The following is a 20296-nucleotide window of genomic DNA, read 5'->3' as shown; positions in this document are numbered from 1 at the left end:
CATCATTTCTTGTCGTCAAAATGAGCATCATAGAAGACAGGTTCGCCAACTGACCCACGGTCCAGCCAAACGTCTTTCAGGCTCGGCTTGGTCGCCAAAGTTACGTCCAGCACAGTAAGGCCAATAACGGGTGCCTCATCCACGATCTTCCGCTCCGCCTGCTGATAAAGCGCGGTACGTTCAGCTCCATTGAAATTCTGTTCCGCCTTTTCAATGATTTCCCAAAGCTTCAGATCCTGGTAGCGCGAGGGATTGAAGCGATTGGGCTCGCCATTCTGATCGGGCTTCCACGAGATCCGGAATATCTCAGCGCCGGGGGCAACCCAATAGAGGAGAACAACCTCATAATCATCGGGTCCGAGGTTTTTTCCGGCGAAGAAATCAGCCGGATTGGTGGGTTGGAGATGTACGTCAAAACCGACCGCCCGCGCCTGCTGCTGGATAACTTGCAGGGCTTGCTCGCCATCCGGCTTCAGAAAAGCGTTCGAATAGGAGATACGCACGATCAGCGGACGACCGTCCTTGACACGAATGCCCTTAGGATTTCTCTCAGACCAACCAGCCTGATCAAGCAGCTGATTGGCCTTTCGAATATCGTACCCATAGGACTGCCCGAGTTCACGCAGGTATTCCGGCGAGCTCTGACTTAGCGCACCGTTACCTTCAAATGGCAAAGAACCGAGGAAGGATGTGTCGACCGCGGCCTTTCGGTCAGTAGAATAGGCAAAGGCCTTGCGGACGAGCATGTCGTCAAAGGGGGGCCGAGCCGTATACAATGCGAGGCGCAGAGGGGTACCCCCGGTCAGGTGCCGCAATACTGGAAATCGGGAGTTGGCGTCCTTCCATGCGACAGCCGGAATGTCATATATGGCATCGGTCTCGCCCGCGATCAGCGAGCCGTATCGGACAGTCTGATCTGGCAGAAACTTCCAACTAATCCCGTCGACGTAAGCCGGCCCTTGATGTTTTGCGGTGGCCGGCGCCGAATTGTAGTCGGGATTGCGGCGGAAGGTGACTTCTCGCCCATGGTGCCACTTGTCGACAATGAATGGACCTGAACCGACGGGGTTCTCGCAATTGACCGAAAGTCCACGTTTGAGTGCCGATGGCGAGAGAATGCCTTGTGAGGATTGGGCGAACACGTTCAGCAAAGGCTGGAAGGGCACCTTCAATTTTACCTGCAACCTCAGAGGAGCAATTGCCCTTGCCGATTCGAAGCTATCGCCGAGATAAGGAGCGGCAGTCGGATTGCGAAGATCGGGGTCATTGCTGAGCCATCCGTTGATGTTGTCAGCGATGGCCTGCGCATCGAGGGCAGTCCCGTCGGTAAACTTTACATTCGGCTTTATCTCGAATGTGTACACCTTTTTGTCGTCGGAGATGGTCCAAGACTCGGCCAGCCATGGCAAAATCTTGCCGTCCTCGTTGCGCGCAACCAGATTATCGCTGTACTGGCGTTGCAGATACCATTGTTGGACCCATCCTCCGAACAGGCAGGCAGGCTCTTGAAAATGCCCGTAACGAATAACGCCTCCGCGCTTGACGCTGCCGGCTAAGCCTTCCTGAGCGTGAACGCTGGGCGCTAAGTGCGACAGGCCCAAGAGCATGACAAGGGTAGCCGCAACCGTTCTTGCTTGAAGGTTCGACTTGCCAGTGAAGCGCCTCGCTGACGGCGCATTTGAGAAATGCATTTCAGTCTCCAGAGCATTGGTGTTGAGGAAGCGTCAGAGCGGTGAGCTAGCTGTGGCTCGTGCCGGCACAAAAGGAATAGAGATCCCAAAATGCTCTCGCAGAGTCTGTCCCAGATACTCTTTGCGAAACAGCCCGCGCCTCTGCAGGATCGGAACCACATTGTCGACAAACGCTGAAGTGCCATCGGTCAGAACGTCCGGAATGATGTTGAAACCATCGACCGCGCCAGCGCGGAACCATGCCTCAATCGAATCCGCGATCTGCTCGGGTGCACCCACGAGCAGGCGGTGGCCAAAGGCCTGAACGCTGCTAATGATCTCGCGAACCGTCCGGCCTTGACGCGCCAGAGTTTCAATCGTGCGATGGTGACCGACGGAAAACGGAACGTGATCTGGATCAGGCAAAATCTCCTCCGGGATTGGCCTCTCGAGGCTGAGCTTCTCGACTGCCACGCCCATGCTTCGTGCAAGAGCGGCGATGGCGCGCTCCAGATCGATCAATCCATCAAGCTCGTCTTTGCGGCGAGCCGCTTCTTTCTCGGTGCCCCCGATACAGGTGACAAGGCCTGGCAGGATGAGCGGAGCCGCAGGGCGGCCGAATTGCCGAGAGAGCGCGCGTAGGCGCTCTGCCTCCTGCAGCGCCGTTGTCAAGTCTCCCGCCGCCGCAAACACGACATCTGCACTGCGGGCACCGAGCCGTAGTCCGGGATCCGAGCCACCCGCCTGAACGATGACTGGGTGACCTTGGGACGAAGCGGGATGCGTCAGCGGGCCTCGGATGCCGAAGCTATTGGTATCGGGATCGAGCAGGCGGAATTGGCTTTGATCTGCGTAAACTCCCGCAGCCTGATCGGCGATGACCACCTCGCCGCTCCAGCTCAACCAGAGAGCACGGACAGTTTCAACGAAGTCCTCGGCGCGTCTGTAGCGATCCGCTCGCCCGACTTCTCGACCGCCAAAGTTTGCTACCGTCGCCGGGCTCGACGTCGTGACCGCGTTCCACGCAACGCGGCCACAGCTGATGACATCGAGCGATTGGAAACGCCGGGCGAGATTGTAGGGTTCATTGTAGGTCGTCGACGCTGTCGCAATCAGGCCAATCCGGTGCGTTTCTCGTGCAATCACGGCGAGAACCAGGGTCGGTTCGAGCCCATTAAGCGGTGGCTGGTGCGTAATGTCGAAGCTTATCGCGGGAGTATCGGCGAGGAATACAGCATCCAGCAGACCACGCTCTGCAACCTTCGCAGCCTGGACGTAGTGCTCGATATCGAAAAAGGCGCTTGGATTTGTGCCCGGCCAGCGCCACGCGGCGGAATGACCACCAGCGCCATGAAGATTTAGGCCAAGATGAAGCATGGAGCTAACCGAAGACATCACAGCCCCTAATGCGGCCTGTGAGCCACTTGGTAGACCTTGAGGACAAGTCAAACTCGGCGACGACTCTGCCCTTTGTCGCAAGCTCACGGTGAATGTGCGCCGGGCAGCCGATTCGAGGCATGGATAACAAACGGTCGGCTGATGTTAGAGGACCCTCACCAATGTAGCCTCGGCCACGTCCTGTGATGTTCTGCGAGCGGGCGCGGCCGCAAAAGGATTCGACCACGCTGGCTGCCCATTGACGCCGTCGTGACAGCCAGCTTCCGGCGGCCAGTTGATTCCACACGAGCACACTCAATTCGGCTCTCCAGAATTCATCAAGAAGGCACCCCTTCACAGGAAGGTGTTGCCCATTCACGTTCGAACCTCGATGATCTTTAGAGGTCGAGACCACGCAAACGCAATAGTTGAGTATTTCAATCTACTCTCGTCTGGTGGGATCCTCTTCTATTGCGACTGTCCATCCTTCCATCGCTCGCTTAACCCAGACGGCCTCTGATCAGGCTCCCCGAACGCGTGCTGCGTGATTGCGCGACTTCAATTGGCAGCGTCGGCTAAAGCGAAGAACATGCATTGATGCGTTCGAGAGCACATGACAGATTTCGGGACATTGTTGATCAATCGCATGCTGCCCTCGCTGCAAAGCGACATCCGATCATTAAGGCCGCGCCAAGCCAACCATCTAATAATGAGATGAAACATTCTAGATTATAGATGCCTCGTTGCGCCAACGCTTGGAAACCGAGCTCTCTTCTGCACCACCGTCCCGCCCGCTGCATTGGAGTATGTGCATGGGTTCCGTTACCTTCGAAGACAGGCCGCCTTGGAGCGTCAAAACTCGCGGGCATCAACGTTCGCAGAATCACCTGGTTGGGTACGGGGAATGTGTCACGTAATGGCGCATGGGGTGGGGCGCGTCGCTCCCGCAGTATCGCGGGCTATACTTCAACAATGCCGGATCGAACCGCCTGCCCGGCGCCGAGGTCTGCGGCAACCGTCGGCGAGGAAGATCACGGACGACACGCTCCGCGCCAGCTTGGTGGAGGACCGCAGCCCCGGCGTTCTGAACTAAGCCATCACCGTCCTGCTACCGTCCTGCCATGAGCCCCCCGAGCGCCAAGAGCGGCTTCCTTGTGGCATCCCAGCTGGTCGATTTTGATGACGTAGGAAAACTGATGCTAGTCAACTTCTTCATGCGTTGGGTTCGGCACCACTTATTCTGCGGTTCGGGAGCAAGTCTCCGCCGCTTTGAATAGATCAGGCCTTTTTTACCTGAACGCGGCGCAGGCGGTCCATCACTGGTCTGGGGTCTGGAGCTACGTTGGCTGGAAACGCCCAGCTCAGAGAAGGGAAGGAGGGGCCGGTATGACCGACTGCGGACCGCTCTAAGTCTTTTGTTCGACTACGCCTGCAGGTCACACCACAGGCTTTCGCGGCGATATGTTTGTTAGGCGCGACCAACCTTGTTGTGCACTGTGTGGCGCATCGACTGTAAGCGTCAGCTCCCCAGTCAGTCCTGTTCGAGCTGAGGCGCCCCGTGCGCCGATCTTCACCGCCACGGCTCTCATGTACCCGAATCGCTCGGGCCTCGCCACGTCTGGTTGGCGATTCAACCTCTCGCGGCCGCGCAGCCTCTCAATGTTATGAGTTCAGCTGTTACCCACCTTATTTGCGGATGCCTGGATCGAAGTCACACGCGCCGCTCTTGTTTTTCGACCAGCGACGCGAACCCTCACGTCAGTAACCCAACAGAGGACACTGAGCTTCACACCACCATCGGTCCGGTCACGAGCCCGATGGCTGCGGCCAGATCCAGCTGTTCAGATCACAGCCAACATCTCGACGCAATTTCGAGGACATTCACTCGCACCAATGCAAGCTAACCCAGACAGACTTCTCCACGCGAGCTCGAGCTCACCGATAGCTGGGTTTGCGCCGGGCCGCCTCTCCCGGACCTTTCTCACGGCGCTGCCATCGAGCGCGACAGCGACGATGACGCCATCTCGCCAGACGTAGCTCTGCACTGAACAACAGGCTTGCCAGCACAGTCACAAGGGATCCGAGTTTCCTAGCAATGAATGTGGTCAGCTGTTCGACAGCTAAGCCTTCTAGCATACCAACATTTCTGTCCGGGCAGGAGGGCCGACTTGATTTCAAACTCTGGAAGAGAAGATTGACCAGGACCCGGGTCAGTCCCACCCGTACGCCCTCAACACAACTTCGAGAAGCAGACCGGCGTATTTTGTAGCAGCGCGCGCGGCTCGGTTTCTGCGCCTTATTGATCAACTTTGTACGAGTGAGATTGACACGCTACCAAAGGGAGAACGAAATGGACCCATTTGACAACGTCAACCCATCCGGGGCTCAGATGAATTACCTCGAGCCGCAACAGGAAGAGACAGCGCAAGCAAACCTTGAGCAGCGGATTAGAGAGGCTCAGCCAATCCTCGCGACATCGGCTTCGCCCGAGACTGGATCGAACCGGACCGTGACCGATGGCAACAAGAGAGCGCAAGCCATTCCGGACAACGAACGCTGCGCGGCTGTACCCTTTGTCAGAACACGCGCGCAGCTTGCCGCAACGCTGACCTGCGCGAACCTTCCGGAACTCAGAAGAGAAATTGAACTCGCTGCGCAAAGATCAGCAAAATGGTCAAGAGCGAGTGGATCGTCAGTCGACCGCGTTGATAGTGGGCGCGTTTACGACGACGCGGTAGCATCGTCATACATGGAGCTGAAGCGGTTTCAAAACCACGCCAGTCATTGCAAGCCACATGCGTTGGACGGTCAAAGCGCGATGGCCCATTTGCGCTTTATGGCGGCTTTGCGTTACGACGCTGCCCCCTGGAATATCTGGGGAGGACAACGACTTGATCTGGGTCGCGCAGCGGCAGAGCACATGAGGGGCGATACCAGTTCTTCGCCTTTTGTGTCGCTGTCCGAGGAGGCCTCACAAATGCTCCTTTCGCCGGACGATGACAACCAGTATGGCGCCAAAGTCATCGCAGAAAACGCGAATGAGTTGCACACCTACACGGTGCCGAGGGTCACAACTTGGACGGCGGAAGAGCTCGTCAGTAGTCTCGAGGACGGGACTGAGGATGATGAACCCGATCTGGCATGGGTGAGTGATACCCCAACTGAGGAGCATGAGGTCCTATTTCTGGGCGGGAACCTGGATGACTATCGGACCGCTAGCGCATCTAATCCATACAGAAAGTCAGGAACAAAGGGCTGATGGTGCAGGCTTGGGAAAGGGTGATTTCCTTTTCCGACGCTCAGAAACATCGAAAGCAGCGTTTCGCGCTACATTACTACTCCGGTCCAACCGGCCGGCGCGGGGACTGGCCGCGTACCGCGCTTAGAAAAATGAGAGTTTCTGCCCAAACTTATATCGTCTCCTAAGTTTGGGGCACTCCGATCATTATTCATTCTAGCTTTCCGCGCGCGGCCAGATCGGGTTCCGCGAAGCTGACATGAGTAGCGATAGAACGAGCTAGCCATGCCCGCCGACAGCAGCATGGATGGATACAACGCGATCAGCTCAACCTGGCCGCGCTCTTCTCTTCCGTTGGCCGCAATTTGGCCGAACGAGGTGCTCGTCGGCACCTCGGGCAGCTGCTCGAGCTCCCGAATCGACGGACCGTTTGCTCAGAGAGCCTAGATCTGGGCCCGAACGCGGTTTGCGAGCGGTGAGCAAACCCATAGCGGCCAGCTCACATGATCTTAAACGGGATGGTTCAATCACTTTGTGGCTGCATTCGGCAGCACTGTGATTCAGGTGAAAGGACCCCACGAGAGGCCGATGAAAGGTACGAGCGCATCGTGGGGGCCTAGGGTCCAGTGTCATCATCGCGAGCCCGCGGCTGGATCGAACTTGGACATAATGTTCGCACCAGGACCGCAGACAGTGTGCGGACGTCCTTGGCGAGCTCATCTGAAGCGTTCAACTGAGAGCCTTGACCCCACCCCATACGACGACGGCCGGAACCACCGCCGATCTACCAATCCCTGAGATCGAATGGAGATCGGCGGCCCTCATGGCTTACCTGAGCAGCAAGTTCGTGCAACTTGATCCTCGCCCCACGAAACGGCGGCCAGAAAACACCTGATCGTTCCTGACGAGCGAAAGGATCCGTATCATGCCGTGCGAAGGTGCCCGCACGTTTGAAGGATCTAGTTTTTGAACCCGCCCTGCTCTGTGCCTTTCGTTACCAGATGAACTTCGCGCCATCCGGAAGTTCGCAGATGAATTCGCCCTGGTTCACGAGTTCGGTGGTTCCGACGACCAATTTCGAGGCCCGCACCGTCAGCTTGCCTTCGCGGCTAAGGCTATGGCGGATGTACTCGGTCACGGCATGTCCGGAGCTGTCGACGGTTTGATGAGCATTGGCAAAGCTGATGCCGTGCTGGGTGGTCACCCTGAAGGCTGTGATGACCAGACCGGCTTGCGTCGCCGACGCAGGCTTGCCACCCTCCGCCGCGGTACAGCGGCTCATGTCCAGTATGAGCTTCACATTCTTCCCCGTCTGGAGCGCACTGAGCACCTCGGTGTATTTCGGCGAGGGCTGCTCATCGGCTCTCACCGGCACGGTCACGCTCGCGGCCGAAAGCAAGGCCAACAGGATCGTTAGTGCTCGGCCAGTATACTTCATGTGCTCTTCTCCCTCGGTAAGTACTGCCGATTGCGCTTTTAAAGACGTCGTGCTCGCAAGCCGTTCGTCTGAGTCCAGACACCACGCGCGCTCGCACCTGTACCAAAGCCGCCTGTTGCAACGAGGCGCAAGTCGCTGTGACGCTATTCCAACATCACAACCTCGTAGGTCAGGTTTGCTGAAGTGGCTTAGCCTCGCCCGCGTCGACTAGAACGATTTGATCCTGCGTCGTCCTCCGCTTGGAAACCACAGAACGCAAGCCGGTTGTGCTTGTCCATGGCAGTCCTAACGGGTGAGAGAATGCAGTTTTCACATCTGCATAAGGAGACGATCTACGAAAGCAATTCGACTAGCCGTAAGCGTCAGCTCGTCCGTCTTGCTGTGCAAGGGCGCCCTCCCAAGATGACGCGTCCACAATGAGGTGGTGGAGCGAAGCTGACGCGGCGGTCCGAACAAGCTCAGTCCGGGGACCCCTTCTTGGTCTGATCGACCACCAATGCCGGAAGGCACAAGGCAGCGCCCTATTATGACTGGTCGATTCGCGCGGCTTCCGTCCAGCTGACCGTTCGCCTCGTTGACCGAATCTATTCGACTCATTCCGAAGCTAATGACCTCCCTCCTGGTCCGTCAGCTTCTCGAAAGCTGCACCTGCAACATTCTACGCCGACCGCCTGCACTTCGACGGGAGCGAAAGATGAATGTCGATCCAGGAAATGCCGCAGACACTCCCTTTGAGGCTCACAACTCGCTACAGGAGCCGCGCCGGGTCCACGGGCCACAGGACGAGCTTAACACGCAGATCAGCGCACCGGCGCACGGTTCAGACGATCAAGAAAGCTTCGAGCAGCACCTGAATGACTTGAACCTAGATGACGTAGATTCTCTCTACCCAGCCTCGGCTTCACTCCCCTTAGCGGCAAATTCCGCGATCGCCAGGTCCTCGTCTGCTCCAGGCGAGGAGGCTTCGGAAATCGATCGCTATCCAGCCCCATCATTTGTCAGCGCGCGCGCCCAGCTTGCGGCAACGCTGATGGGCGCCACGCTCCAAGAGCTCAAGAACGAGATTGTCTTCGCCGAAAAGCAGTCAGCGCGATGGGCGCCAGCGGGAGACAACGGCGTCGACCGGGATCGCATTTACGACAATATAGCGGACTCGACATATCTCACGCTGCATCGTTTCCAGAACCAGAACAGCGATTGCAAACCGCGCACGGAAGCCACCACATCTGCAATCTCACACGTCCGTAACACGGCGCGAGATCATTCTTCCATTGGACATCCTCTGGAGCGATATCCCCTGGACCTGGCACGCCAGGCTGGATGGCATATGCGCGGTAAGACCGCTTCTCCATTCGTATCCTTGGTCGAAGATCCATCGAAACTCAGCGTTTCCCGTGACCACTGGGCGAGAGCGATCGCAAACGAAGTCAACACGCTGCATACCTACGTCGTACCGAAGCCTGCAGTCTGGACGCCCGACGACGTACTGAGCAGTATTGGCCTTGGAATGAATGTGGAGGATAAGGACAACATCGATGCGGACATGGATTTGATGTGTTCGCTTGGCAGAGCGCCAACCCGTGAGACGGAGCGCTTGTTCCTGGGCGGCAATTTGGAAAGCTATCGAGTCGCCAGCGAAGACAATCCATTCAAGCGGGAGACTGGACAGTAACGATTAGCCAACTGGCGACTGCGCCATGCGCGCAGGTCCCTTAATGATGACGAGATGACCATTCGAAGGAAGGGTCATCCCAACGGCGTCGCTTCACGAACAACGGCAATGGCTTGGCCACACGTTCTGATCAACCTATCTCTTCACCTACGCGGGGGACGACGGCGCGCCCGCATTGCAAGAGGTACCCTCGATAGTGTGGAGGAGGACACACTCGCGCCATTGCTCACTCTTCCACGCCCCTCATTCGAGTGCTGCGGCCTCTTCTCGCATCAATCCGGTCGCCGCCGGCACATTGGAAGACAGTTCAGATGACATGAGCCCTAAGGCCGCGCATCGATCGTTTCCGCATCGCGACCTGCCATCGATGGTGCGATCAATCTCAAAAGCTCGAACGCGATCGCATCAAAGATCAAGTCAACAGAGTCTCGCTCACGCGGCAAGTCCTGCCGTCGCACAATGGTCTATTCGCTACCTGGATGCGTTCCATCAAAACAATCGATTTTGCCGATCTTGCCCAAAAGCTCCATAGTCGCTCGTGATCTATGGAGGTAGCATTCAAGAATGTCGTTTGGCAACCCTTCCAGTCCCTTGCCGGTCAAATCAGCTTGCGCGCTCGGGCGCCTGCATTCCAGAAGTTAGCTCCTGCGCTTCACATAGAAGCATCAAGAGGCTCGCCACCGTCTCCCTGCTGCATTCGCATGCATGAGGTCGACCGGACGATCGTGACCTCGAAGCTTCACGGACAGCAAAGAGGACTGCCTTCACGCAGCGTCATCGCCTTTAGCTCGCGCTACGCTCATTGGACCGACGAAATGCTCATGACATTGGGGAGAGGGACAAGCGTTCCGCGCAGGTCAATCGTCTGGTTTCGGACGTGCAGTCATCGCTTCAGGCTCGTTGTGAGTACTAGAGCACTGCTACTTACCAGCGGTCGAAAGCACTTGAACCTCACATAGCGTCAGATTGTAGGATTTCTGACAGTCGCGACACAGAATCCGCTCGCGTGAACTCTTCCTGACAGGTAGCAAGAATTGCGAACGTCTCAAAAGCACAATGCCCGCCGCGGCTCCAAATCATGCTGCTGGTTGGCTCCTCTCCAAGGTCAGCGTCCCACATCGCCCATGTGCAGATCGAGGACGCAGCGCCGATCCTATCGCAAGCAACTCAAGATGCACGGCGCGAGAAGAACGCTTACGGCCGCAATATGGGCCCTGCCGGGCACACTCCAACTCCACGATCGAGATCGGATCATTCTGGCGCCGTGTACTCTGTGGGACGAAATGACTCTGGGTAGCCACCGGGATCTGTGCGTGATGACAACACCTTGGAGCTCGATTCGGCATTCGGTCGCAGCTTTCGCTCGGCTGGAACATATGACGGGACCTCGTGCGCGGCAGAACTTCAGCACGGGCACATCTTGCGTGCGAACAATTGCGAGCGAGAGGGTGCCCTTCCGGCGCATTGATCGTTTCGGCGCGCATCTTGGCTGGTGAAACCATTGGCCAGATGCGTCGCGTGATGTGCCTTCGAATGCAGGAAAGACTTACATTGTCGTGACTTCACGACACGAGAGGCTCGACAGCTCAGCAAAACTGGCCACAGACCAACACGAATTGGGGAAATTTCCATGTCGGTTCCGCTCATCTGTTCAGCCACAAATCCGATCGTCTCGCGCGTTCTGGTTTCGATTGCGCGGCTAGGCGCTGTTCGTACTGCAGGGGGCGGGTCGGTGCGTGCAAGAACAATTTTGATCGGCCCACGGACGCGTCGGTGGGCTGCCGCGGCAGTTAGCCTCATAAACAAGGTCAGATCTGGCATGAGGGGCATGTTGAGCGGCGCCGACACCGTAAGCAGTTGGCAGCGGCCTGGGGTCTATCCGATGACAATCGGCCCGCAGATATTGAACGCCCGTCAAGATGCCCCGCCCTCTCGTGTCGGGCTGTCCAAACTCGCACCAGTCCAGCCTCCTCTCGGTTCCACCGAACCCCATGCTCGATCGTGACGCGCTCAGGTCTTCGTGGATGGACAAGAGGCAATGAAATGCGAATTCTCCTGGTTGATCATCATGCGGACTTTGCCCGCCACGTGAAGGAAGTGCTGTTAAATTGCGGCTTCGCGGTCGACGTAACACGCACGCTGGATGAGGCGGCGGCCGCGCTCGATTGCGCGAACTACCACATGGTCCTGCTCGAATCGGCTTTGCCCGATGGAGACGGATTGGACTGGCTGAAGCAGTTGCGGCGCGAGGGACGGTCAATGCCCACTATGATGATGAGCAGTTTCAATGACCTCGGCCGGCGGATTGCGATTTTTAATGCGGGCGCCGATGATTTTCTGCCTAAGCCCGTCTCCACCGACGAACTCATTGCTCGCATGCGAGCGATTTTGCGACGGTCAACGCAAATGACGGCGCCGGTGGTGACATTCGGGAATCTGCATTTCGATCCGATCGCGCGACAAGTATCGGTCGGTGGTCGCATCCTCAGAATTGCGCGCCGGGAAGTGTGCATTCTTGAGCATCTGCTCAACCGCGCGGGCCGTACCGTACCGCGCGCATCGCTCGAAGATAGCTTGTATGCATTCGACGACGAGGTCTCGACCAATGCGCTGGAAGTCGGGATCTATCGCTTGCGAACGCATTTGAGCCAGGCGGGTGCAACGCTCAGGATCAAGACCGCGCGCGGTGTCGGTTACACACTTGAACTCATTGGCGCAGCCTCCGCTGCTTAGCCAATCGAACTTGAAAGCGATACTCCCTTGAACATCGTTGACAATGCCGCCGGCGCCGACAAGCCGTCCATGGTGGTGGCAGACCTCTCGCACCATGCCGGGTTTCGCCGCCTCTGCTACGCCCTGTGCGCAGTCGCTCTGTTATTTCCGTTTGCTGCCACAGCTCAGACAAAGCGAGATGGCAACGCAGAGCAGCCACGCGCGGCGTCTGGCAGCACCACTGGCACGCTCAGCCTTACATCCTCACAGGGCAAGACAGTTCATCTGACCGGACCGGCTGCGAGCATTTTTGTCGCGGATCCGGCGATTGCCGACTATCAGGCGCCGTCGAACACCACGATCTTCGTCTTCGGCAAAAAGTCGGGACGGACGAGCCTGTTCGCCCTGAACGACAAGGGAGAGGCTCTGGCTGAGCTGCGTATTGTCGTTACTCAACCGATCGAGGATCTGCGGGCCGCGCTGAAGGCCGAGGTCGGCGACTATCCGATACAGGTCAGCTATACCCCCCGCGGCGCGATTCTTAGCGGGATCGCGCCCAGTGCCGATGTTGTCGAGAACGCCAGGAAGGTCACTGAGCAGTTTCTTGGGGCGGGCGCGTTGGTTGCAAACAAGATCCAGGTGGCTGGCTCGTTGCAGGTGAATCTCAGCGTACGGGTGGCAGAAGTCTCCCGCAGCGCCGTCAAGGATCTCAATATCAACTTCACTGCCTCCGGCCCAAACGGCGCTTTCCTCATTAGCGGCAAAGGGGGCGGGTCCGGCGCGGCCGGCGGCGGCGGCACGATCGGGATCGGGGTTAGCGCCGGCAATACCAACCTCAGCGCTGTTCTCGACGCTCTCGCGAGCGAGCACCTCGCCTCAATCCTGGCTGAGCCGAATCTGACGGCAATGTCCGGCGAAGCCGCAAGCTTTCTCGCCGGCGGGGAATTTCCGATTCCGGTCATGCAGGACAATCGACAGGTTTCGGTCCAATTCCGGCAGTTCGGCGTGAGCCTGGAATTCGTCCCGACTGTGCTTAACAACAATCAGATCAATATACGCGTGAAGCCCGAAGTCAGCGAATTGTCGAGCGAAGGCGAAGTCAGAATCAATGGCATGGCGGTCCCTGCACTCTCGACGCGACGCGCGAGCACCGTTGTCGAGCTCGCCAGCGGTCAGAGCTTTGCAATCGGCGGCCTCATCAGGCGAAACTTCAACACTGACATCCGCGAGTTTCCCTGGCTCGGCGATGTGCCGATCCTGGGTGCGCTGTTTCGCTCCTCATCCTTTCAGAAACGTGAAACCGAGCTGGTCATTATTGTCACGCCCTACATCGTGCGACCGGCATCGAACCCAAACAAGATGAGTGCGCCGACCGACCGCATCTCACCGCCCTCAGATGCGGGGCGCATTTTGACGAACACGGTGGCCCGCCCGCCGCGAGAGCGCGATGCTCCTCGCACCAGCGCACCAGGATTGACCGGCAGCGCCGGCTTTATCATCGAATGAGGATCGTCAAATGACCTTGCGACATTTGTGTCACTTGATCGTTATTGGGGCAACATTGGGCGGCTGCGCCAATAGTGCGTCCACCCATCTCGGGCCGGCTGAACCAGCAATACAGGTCGAGCAGAAGAAGCGTATCTTGTTGCTGCAGAGCCTCCGTGGCTCCGAAAAGCGTCAGCTGCGGAGCTTCCTCGCGAACGTCAGTGGCGGTCGGCGGGATGCACTCCATGTGGATGTCACCGGCTCACCCAGGCTCATTGTCCAGGTGGCGCACGAGGCCCGCGCCATGGGCGTTGCTCCTTATAACATCCGCCTGTCCGCTTCCCCCATCGATTTGCCGCCCCGTTCCGGCGTGAGGATCGAGGCGATCACCTTTGATGCCCATCCTCCGATTTGTCCGTCGCTTTTGATCGTCGGACCAGCCGTGAACGACAATTCGTTCGAACCCGCGCTTGGTTGCTCGACCAAAAGCAATCTGGCAGTTATGGTAAACGATCCGCTCGACTTCCTGGATAATCAGTCTGTCATCACAAGTAATGGCGATCGCGCCACCATTCCTCTGGCCAATTATGGTACCTCCTCCCCGCGAAACAAGAGCAACGCAGAAGATGGAGCAGGTACGGCAGCCCCGAACGCGGCGGGAACGACAGCACAAAATGTGCAGCCGCTCAGATAGCGGCTTTTGGCGAATGTTTGGAAAAATCACAATCCCTGCTGCCATGTTGCCAAAGGAGAGGCGACTCGATCGTGACACACAAGGCCGCGCTATGTTTCGAAGTGGTGACGATCAAGCGCAGTGCTGCACAGGATTTAGCTCTCAGCGAGAACAGATCGCAGATCTGTTCACCCCGACCAATGGATCTCGTCCAGAAATTCCAGGTGGCGTGCGCGTGCTCCACAAGGCGGCCATCACCGCCCTGAGCGCTTCGGCGTGAAAGCGTGACCGGACGTGCCTCTGCGAGATCGACGCCGGAAGAGAGACCCTACGATCTGTCGGGCGTGTCCAAGAGCGTGACTTAGGCATGGCGACCACGTCGATCGTTGGCCACGCTGTGATGGCTAGGGAGCACCTATTTCTGGCTCCAGTTCAGTAACGCGCTCGGCAGCTGGTCTGCATCATCGTCGTCCTATCCGATCAGTGGAATGCCCACTTGCGCGAGCACCACACTTGCCGCCCGGTGGACACTATCATGGGTGCACATCGGGTTAAGCGAATAAAAGCATGGTTGGTCCTGGGTGTCTGAATGCACGCGGCTTCACGGGCTAGCGTTGCCTCTCAATAGCAACGACCGGGCCATCAGCAGTCAAAACGCGCTCGGCCTCTGGCTCATGGATCAATGGCCCTCGGTAATCCCTGAGCCAATCTGCCGCCCCAGCATGTCGGAGCCTGTCTTGAGAGCGAACATGGACCGTGAGGTGGCATACGAATGGCTTCGTTTCGCTGCTATTCTCGCAGCAGGCGACCACGAACCAGAGATCGCGAGCTTTGTTGAAAGCGCGCGTTCCTGCGGATGTGGTCAGGAACGCGCAAAAGTGCGCTCAACTCTGGTGCAGCCGATATCGATATCTCGTTCTTTCAAGGAGCGAGCGACACGTCGCCGCCCCACGCCCGACCTCCGAGTAATCGAAAGCCCCCCAATGGCCCGGTCCTCGCGATCATAGCGTTGTGAAGGGACGAGATCTGACGATCAAGACGATCGCGAACGACTGTGGCGCATCACACCACGCTTGAGTTGAAGAGGCTGGTTTTTATCCGGCGCTTTCCTTTTCCCGCTCGAGCGAGGCTGCAGCGCGCGCCGGCCGTTATTCACCTGTCATTCTACTTTTCCGCCCGGCCGCGTCAGATTTTGGAAAGCTAACGTGAGTAGCGAACTAGCGAAAGAGCATGCCAGCGGACTGACCATGGATCGATCCAACACGATCAACCCAGCCGATAGAGCGCCTACTGCGTCAGATGCCAGCGTGGAACAGCCGCAACAGCCGCATGTTGCGTTTGAGCAGCACCTGGCAGGCGCGCGAGAGGGGGGCCCCGTATATCCTCACGCGGCGCTATATGATGTCACTGAGGAAGACGATCGCCTCATCCAAGCGGCGTCGGCTGCTGCTCTCGATCGAGTGCCACCGTTGAGTAAAATCACTGTCGAAATTTATGATCGTCGGCTTCGCAACTTGGCGGACGCACTGAAGAAGTCTGGCAAATCAATCTCTGGACTGGATGACGATACGTTGGCCGATCACGCTAAGAAGCTGCTGCCAGGCGATAAGATCATCGCCCCAGCATTGTCAATGGTCAGTCAGTACCGCGAGCCTGACGCCGACGCTGGCCCTATCTCAACACATTATCGTCCTTCCAGGGAAGATCAGAGGCTCATCAGGAAGGCCGCCAATGCAGGTTTTGGTCGACGGATCGGCAAGAGTACGGCCGGGACCTATGCGAGCCATCTGCGGAAACTGGCGGTAGCTCTCCGACCCTTGTCCATAGCCGAGCTCAGTGATGATAGGCTGCTTGGCCACGCGAACAAGTTGTTTCCAAAGAACAATACCCTCATCGTCGCCTTGAACGGCCTCCGCGATTATCGCGCGACTACCCTGCAGAACAATTTGGGCGGGGAAGGAGGCAGCTCGCCTCATTTCATTCATCCGTCCACGCCCTCGCCCATGCCGCCGGCCGATGGGCAGCCGATGGAAAGCGTTGCGGATGGGGGCGGCTCATTGCCGCCCGGGTTTGATGTTCCGCAGGTCATGCATGCAATGGGTTTAGCGGCCTATTCTCCTATACAAAGTGTCGCCCAGGACGAGCTTTTCGATGCGGCGGATCGCGAGGGCCTCTTGCTGGCGACCACACATTTGCCAGTGCCTTGGCCAACAATGGGTTCAATCGCCCCCTCGCCGGTGCAAAGTGTCGCTCAGGAAGAGCTTTTCGATGCCGCGGATCGCGAGAATCTATTGCCGCCGCGGACCTTCGATGCACCGGTGCCTTGGCCAACGATGAGTCCAGCCATCTCCTCGCCGGTGCAAAGTATCGCTCAAGATGAGCTCTTCGATGCCGTGGATCGCGAGAACGTCTTGCCGGCCCTGACCTTCCATGCACCGGTGCCTTGGCCAACGATGAGTCTAACAATCCCCTCGCCGGTGCAAAGTGTAGCTCAGGAAGAGCTTTTCGATGCCGCGGATCGCGAGAACCTCTTGCCGGCCCTAGCCTTCGATGCACCAGTGCCTTGGCCAACGATGAGTCTAACAATCCCCTCGCCGGTGCAAAGTGTAGCTCAGGAAGAGCTTTTCGATGCCGCGACTTGGCAGCCGAGCTCGCGGCAGCCGAATTCCGCCTCTGAAGACCATCCTGAACGGATGATGATCCAAGGCGCTGCGGCCCAGACCACGCTTGAGCAGACGTTCGCGGCGGCCGGCGACGTCTTTAATGCAGCTTTGAGCGTTCCCGAGGATTTCTCCCACGGCACCCAGGGCGCGCCCAATATGATACACACGCTTCGCCGCTGGGGGCTCCTGCCGGATGCAGCACAGCGGGTAAAGACCTACGACATTCGCGGTGAACGCTATATCGCCGTCTTGGGACCGGGAGGGCTCAATGATGTTCAGCTGGTCCATCTGCGGTCGCCCGCTGTCGGCGACACGTTCGACGTTTCGTTCGCCGTTCCCGAGAATTTTTCCCACCGCACCCAGCTGGCCCCCGACATAATGCTGTCCACCTTGGGGGATTGGGACTTCTTGCCTGTTGCGGAACATCCGATCATGAACTACCAAATCGGCGGCGAACGCTATACGGCCATCTTGGGACCGGAAGGCCCCAAGGACGTTCAGCTCATTCATCACCCTCGGCCCGCTTTGCCGGGTGAAACTACGCCTGCGGCCCGGAGGACTTCCTCAGATATTTACGGCGGTCTTGCGCCCGGCTTTGATTCGCCGGCACCTTTCGAATGGCGTGAGGACCCTCCCTCGGCACCGGCACCAAACCTTCCCCTGCCATCTGCCGCACCGGCATCAGCCCATCAGCCCTCCCGCCAAGTGCCTGAACGAGGAGAATTGTTGGGGGACGACTGGACGCACGGGCCGCAAGAGGCTTCGCCTGCCGTGATCGACACATTGCAGATGCTTGGCCTTCTGCCGAGCCAGGACGTCCCCATGACCGTGTTTTTGATCCACGGTCAGCACTACACGGCCGAAAGCCTAGCGGGAGGCGGCGTTCTTCTGTTCCATCGGCCATAATTTGGCTGAACGAGCGGCTCGTCGGCAGACCGGCTGAGAGCGTGCTCCAGATCGGAGCCGTCCTAGTTGATGATCAGCAGTACCGACTCATCCAAGTGGCAGCCCCTCTAGCTACCGTACAAGTCGACGTCCTCGAGGGTGCGGGCGCGGAAGCACTCGAATCGGCGAACAAGTTGTTCCGCTTGGCGTCGCAGCTGATCCGGTGATCCGGTCGGCGAGGCCGTGGCCCAGAGGCTATCTGCGCGAGCCCATCGGCCCCTCGCGATCCGAGCGTCCATCGGGCGCACGTTGCAAATCGCAGCGTCAGGACAGGATGATCTAGACTAGCCCGGCCGCATAGAGTGCTTTTGCAACCGACTCGAAATATTGCGAGGGAACCGGGTTGCCGAGCTTTGCTTTGCCGAGCAGCTGACGCGCCAGAACATCGTCATCCACAATGGTAAGGCGCAGCGCGCGCGCCTCACCAAGCAGCTGTGAAGCAGCTTCGCCCTCGCCACGGCAGACCAAGACCGGCACGCCCGTCTCGCCGCGAACATAGCGCAGCCCAATCAACGTTGCCGATCCCCGCAATATCAACGTGGCACGACTGATGCCGAGCGGAGCCTCGTTGGCCGACTCTTGCCGCAGACGCCGGTGCTCACGCTTCACCTGCGGATTGCCTTGCTGCTCCTTGTTCTCCCGCTTGGCCTCCGTTTCCGTCATGCGCATGTCCTGCATAAACAACCAGCGCTGGATTAGGAGGTCAGCCAATCCGCCGACCAGAAAAGCTCCAGCGGCAATCCCGGTCAGCAGTTTAACCTCGGTGAAAACGAAGCCAAAACAGCTCATGCCGCAGACTGGCAGGTACACCAGCGCTTTCCAGCTGGCGGTCACCGTGAGAAGGAAGATCGCACCAAGCAACACCACTTTAACCAGTGTCTTGCCAAGCTCGATGGCCGAACGTTTCGAGGCGATACGTTTCAAGCCTTTGATGGGATCCAGTTTCTCGAGCTTCGGCTTGAGCGGCTCCGAAGCAAACATAAAGCCGCCATTGGCCAGGACATTGGCCAGAAGAGCTGCTGTCACGGCAGCGGCGAGCAGCGGAGCGACCGTGGCAATCGAAAGTTCTAGCAAGCCGCTGAGCGCTTGTGGCACCGCGTTTGTGAACGGCTGCTCCTGCAGTTTATCGACCAGTTGGACCGTCTCTTGCCACTTGTCCTTGATCGCACCCGCTCGCCACCACAGGCAGCCGAAACCGGCACAGGCGCTGACGCCGCTCACCAGATCCGAGCTGCGCGCGCTCTGCCCCTTCTTGCGGGCATCGCGCAGCTTCTTGGGCGTCGGAGGAAGCTTTTTCTCCTCACTCGTAGAGCTCATTTCAACAGCTTCTTCAGATCCTCGAGCATGTTGTTCGAAGTCAGGATATCAGCTCCGGCGTATTCAAGCAGATAAACGGCGTAGCTGACCATGATGACCCCGAATGCAACATTCTTGATCATTGGGGACAGATCGTTCAGCTTGAGCTGCGATGCAAAACGGCCGAGCATCATGACCGAGACATCGACCAGCAGCAGCAGGGCCAGCACCGGCCCGGCGACTAACAAGGTCGTCATCATGATACGATCGAGAAGGGCCAGACATTCCATTGCCCCTTCCGCTGTCACGGCAGGCAGAAACTGATAGACAGGCCACACTAGGTAGCTGCCATAGAGGCCGCTCACCATGGTCTGCAGCCCGCCGACCAGAACGAAGATCGTAACCGCCGTAACGCCGAGAAAAAGCCCGGTTCCGGACGCTTGGCTGTGCGTCGCGGGATCCTCCCCCGCAACTTGGCTTGAAATTCCGCGTTGTGTATCGATGATGTCGCCGACTGCCTGTATGCTCCATAGTGGAATACTGAGCAGGATGCCGAGCATAAGACCGACGAACACCTCCTTCAGGCCAAGCATGGTAACGCTGACTAGGCGCGTGTTCGGGTCCAGGGCCTGCAGACCGAGCTTGATGTGAGCGAGGCACGGCAGGCCGATCGCAATCGTCAGACTTCCCCGAACCAGACCGCTGATGCGCGGCCGGGTGAAGACGGGAAGCACCATCATGATGCCGAGGGCGCGGGCCGCACTCAGGCCGGTGGCGGCGACGAACTCGATCGTGCCCTGAACGAGAGCTTGCGCCTCCGCGGGTGACAGGCCAGCCATTCAAGCGCTGCTAATATCTTGCGGTGAGCGCTGGAAACTCGCTGAAGATGTGCTCGGCCTGGTCGATCAGTGGCGCGCTGAGCACGGGAGAAAACCCGGCGAGCACGGCGACGACAACCAGAAGCTTGACCGTCAGTGGCAGGGTTTGATCCTGGAGCTGAGTTGCCGCCTGGATGAGGCCAATGATCAGTCCAGAGATGAGAGCTGCGAGCAGCGGCGGCAGAACCCAGATCATGAAGAGCACGAGCGATTGACTCAGGTGCGTAAGGATGCTGGCTTCGTTCATGG

12 protein-coding genes are annotated in these 20296 nt (G+C 58.3%); 6 read left to right on the top strand and 6 right to left on the bottom strand.

Annotation, left to right across the window (positions count from 1 at the left end; all coding sequences use genetic code 11):
- Nucleotides 1-2: 2 nt before the first annotated feature.
- Together ACNJYD_RS08270 and ACNJYD_RS08265 are read right to left on the bottom strand one after the other, a co-directional pair.
- Nucleotides 3-1691, bottom strand: a complete 1689-nt coding sequence (locus ACNJYD_RS08270) for an ABC transporter substrate-binding protein (protein ID WP_439365921.1) — start codon at nucleotides 1689-1691, stop codon at nucleotides 3-5.
- Between the two features lie 33 nt (nucleotides 1692-1724).
- Complete coding sequence (locus ACNJYD_RS08265) at nucleotides 1725-3065, bottom strand: NtaA/DmoA family FMN-dependent monooxygenase (protein ID WP_439365920.1); 1341 nt, start codon at nucleotides 3063-3065, stop codon at nucleotides 1725-1727.
- 2332 nt (nucleotides 3066-5397) lie between these two features.
- Between ACNJYD_RS08265 and ACNJYD_RS08260 the strand changes: the two genes are divergently transcribed.
- On the top strand, nucleotides 5398-6306 hold the full coding sequence (locus tag ACNJYD_RS08260) for a hypothetical protein (protein WP_439365919.1): 909 nt from the start codon (nucleotides 5398-5400) through the stop codon (nucleotides 6304-6306).
- Nucleotides 6307-7279: 973 nt separating this feature from the next.
- On the opposite strand, the gene ACNJYD_RS08255 is transcribed toward ACNJYD_RS08260, so the two are convergent.
- The gene (locus ACNJYD_RS08255) at nucleotides 7280-7723 is read right to left on the bottom strand and encodes a VirK family protein (RefSeq protein ID WP_439365918.1); all 444 of its coding nucleotides are present in this window, start codon (nucleotides 7721-7723) and stop codon (nucleotides 7280-7282) included.
- A 694-nt stretch (nucleotides 7724-8417) separates the two neighbouring features.
- On the opposite strand from ACNJYD_RS08255, the gene ACNJYD_RS08250 reads away from it, so the two are divergent.
- From ACNJYD_RS08250 to ACNJYD_RS08230, 5 genes are all read left to right on the top strand, one after another.
- Nucleotides 8418-9395, top strand: a complete 978-nt coding sequence (locus ACNJYD_RS08250) for a hypothetical protein (RefSeq protein WP_439365917.1) — start codon at nucleotides 8418-8420, stop codon at nucleotides 9393-9395.
- 2043 nt (nucleotides 9396-11438) lie between these two features.
- Nucleotides 11439-12128 carry a response regulator gene (locus ACNJYD_RS08245; RefSeq protein WP_439365915.1) on the top strand — a complete coding sequence of 230 codons (690 nt, stop codon included), beginning with the start codon at nucleotides 11439-11441 and terminating at the stop codon, nucleotides 12126-12128.
- A gap of 69 nt (nucleotides 12129-12197) precedes the next feature.
- Nucleotides 12198-13613 carry a type II and III secretion system protein family protein gene (locus tag ACNJYD_RS08240; RefSeq protein ID WP_439367428.1) on the top strand — a complete coding sequence of 472 codons (1416 nt, stop codon included), beginning with the start codon at nucleotides 12198-12200 and terminating at the stop codon, nucleotides 13611-13613.
- Nucleotides 13614-13623: 10 nt separating this feature from the next.
- The gene (locus ACNJYD_RS08235) at nucleotides 13624-14286 is read left to right on the top strand and encodes a CpaD family pilus assembly lipoprotein (RefSeq protein ID WP_439365913.1); all 663 of its coding nucleotides are present in this window, start codon (nucleotides 13624-13626) and stop codon (nucleotides 14284-14286) included.
- A 1439-nt stretch (nucleotides 14287-15725) separates the two neighbouring features.
- Nucleotides 15726-17834 (top strand): hypothetical protein, encoded by a 2109-nt coding sequence (locus ACNJYD_RS08230; protein WP_439367427.1) that lies wholly within the window; start codon nucleotides 15726-15728, stop codon nucleotides 17832-17834.
- 318 nt (nucleotides 17835-18152) lie between these two features.
- On the opposite strand, the gene ACNJYD_RS08225 is transcribed toward ACNJYD_RS08230, so the two are convergent.
- Genes ACNJYD_RS08225 through ACNJYD_RS08215 form a run of 3 tightly spaced genes read right to left on the bottom strand, consistent with a single transcriptional unit; the run spans nucleotide 18153 to nucleotide 20294 of the window.
- Entirely contained in the window at nucleotides 18153-19190 is a 1038-nt protein-coding gene (locus ACNJYD_RS08225) for an EscU/YscU/HrcU family type III secretion system export apparatus switch protein (RefSeq protein WP_439365911.1), read from the bottom strand.
- A complete protein-coding gene (gene sctT, locus ACNJYD_RS08220; RefSeq protein ID WP_439365909.1) occupies nucleotides 19187-20008 on the bottom strand; it encodes a type III secretion system export apparatus subunit SctT in 822 nt (273 codons plus the stop codon). Before sctT ends, ACNJYD_RS08225 begins: the two co-directional genes overlap by 4 nt.
- A gap of 10 nt (nucleotides 20009-20018) precedes the next feature.
- A complete protein-coding gene (locus ACNJYD_RS08215) occupies nucleotides 20019-20294 on the bottom strand; it encodes an EscS/YscS/HrcS family type III secretion system export apparatus protein (protein ID WP_036014823.1) in 276 nt (91 codons plus the stop codon).
- Nucleotides 20295-20296 lie beyond the last annotated feature (2 nt).

The sequence above is a fragment of the Bradyrhizobium sp. SPXBL-02 genome, assembly GCF_051853065.1.
Classification (GTDB): domain Bacteria; phylum Pseudomonadota; class Alphaproteobacteria; order Rhizobiales; family Xanthobacteraceae; genus Bradyrhizobium.
Note: the sequence above shows the minus strand (reverse complement) of the source record. Positions and strands in the feature narration are given on the sequence as shown.

Bases quoted from the DNA above. Each gene is read 5' to 3' on its own strand.
- ACNJYD_RS08270 (WP_439365921.1), bottom strand. From the start codon at position 1,691: ATGCATTTCTCAAATGCGCCGTCAGCGAGGCGCTTCACTGGCAAGTCG.
- ACNJYD_RS08265 (WP_439365920.1), bottom strand. From the start codon at position 3,065: ATGTCTTCGGTTAGCTCCATGCTTCATCTTGGCCTAAATCTTCATGGC.
- ACNJYD_RS08260 (WP_439365919.1), top strand. From the start codon at position 5,398: ATGGACCCATTTGACAACGTCAACCCATCCGGGGCTCAGATGAATTAC.
- ACNJYD_RS08255 (WP_439365918.1), bottom strand. From the start codon at position 7,723: ATGAAGTATACTGGCCGAGCACTAACGATCCTGTTGGCCTTGCTTTCG.
- ACNJYD_RS08250 (WP_439365917.1), top strand. From the start codon at position 8,418: ATGAATGTCGATCCAGGAAATGCCGCAGACACTCCCTTTGAGGCTCAC.
- ACNJYD_RS08245 (WP_439365915.1), top strand. From the start codon at position 11,439: ATGCGAATTCTCCTGGTTGATCATCATGCGGACTTTGCCCGCCACGTG.
- ACNJYD_RS08240 (WP_439367428.1), top strand. From the start codon at position 12,198: ATGGTGGTGGCAGACCTCTCGCACCATGCCGGGTTTCGCCGCCTCTGC.
- ACNJYD_RS08235 (WP_439365913.1), top strand. From the start codon at position 13,624: ATGACCTTGCGACATTTGTGTCACTTGATCGTTATTGGGGCAACATTG.
- ACNJYD_RS08225 (WP_439365911.1), bottom strand. From the start codon at position 19,190: ATGAGCTCTACGAGTGAGGAGAAAAAGCTTCCTCCGACGCCCAAGAAG.
- sctT (WP_439365909.1), bottom strand. From the start codon at position 20,008: ATGGCTGGCCTGTCACCCGCGGAGGCGCAAGCTCTCGTTCAGGGCACG.
- ACNJYD_RS08215 (WP_036014823.1), bottom strand. From the start codon at position 20,294: ATGAACGAAGCCAGCATCCTTACGCACCTGAGTCAATCGCTCGTGCTC.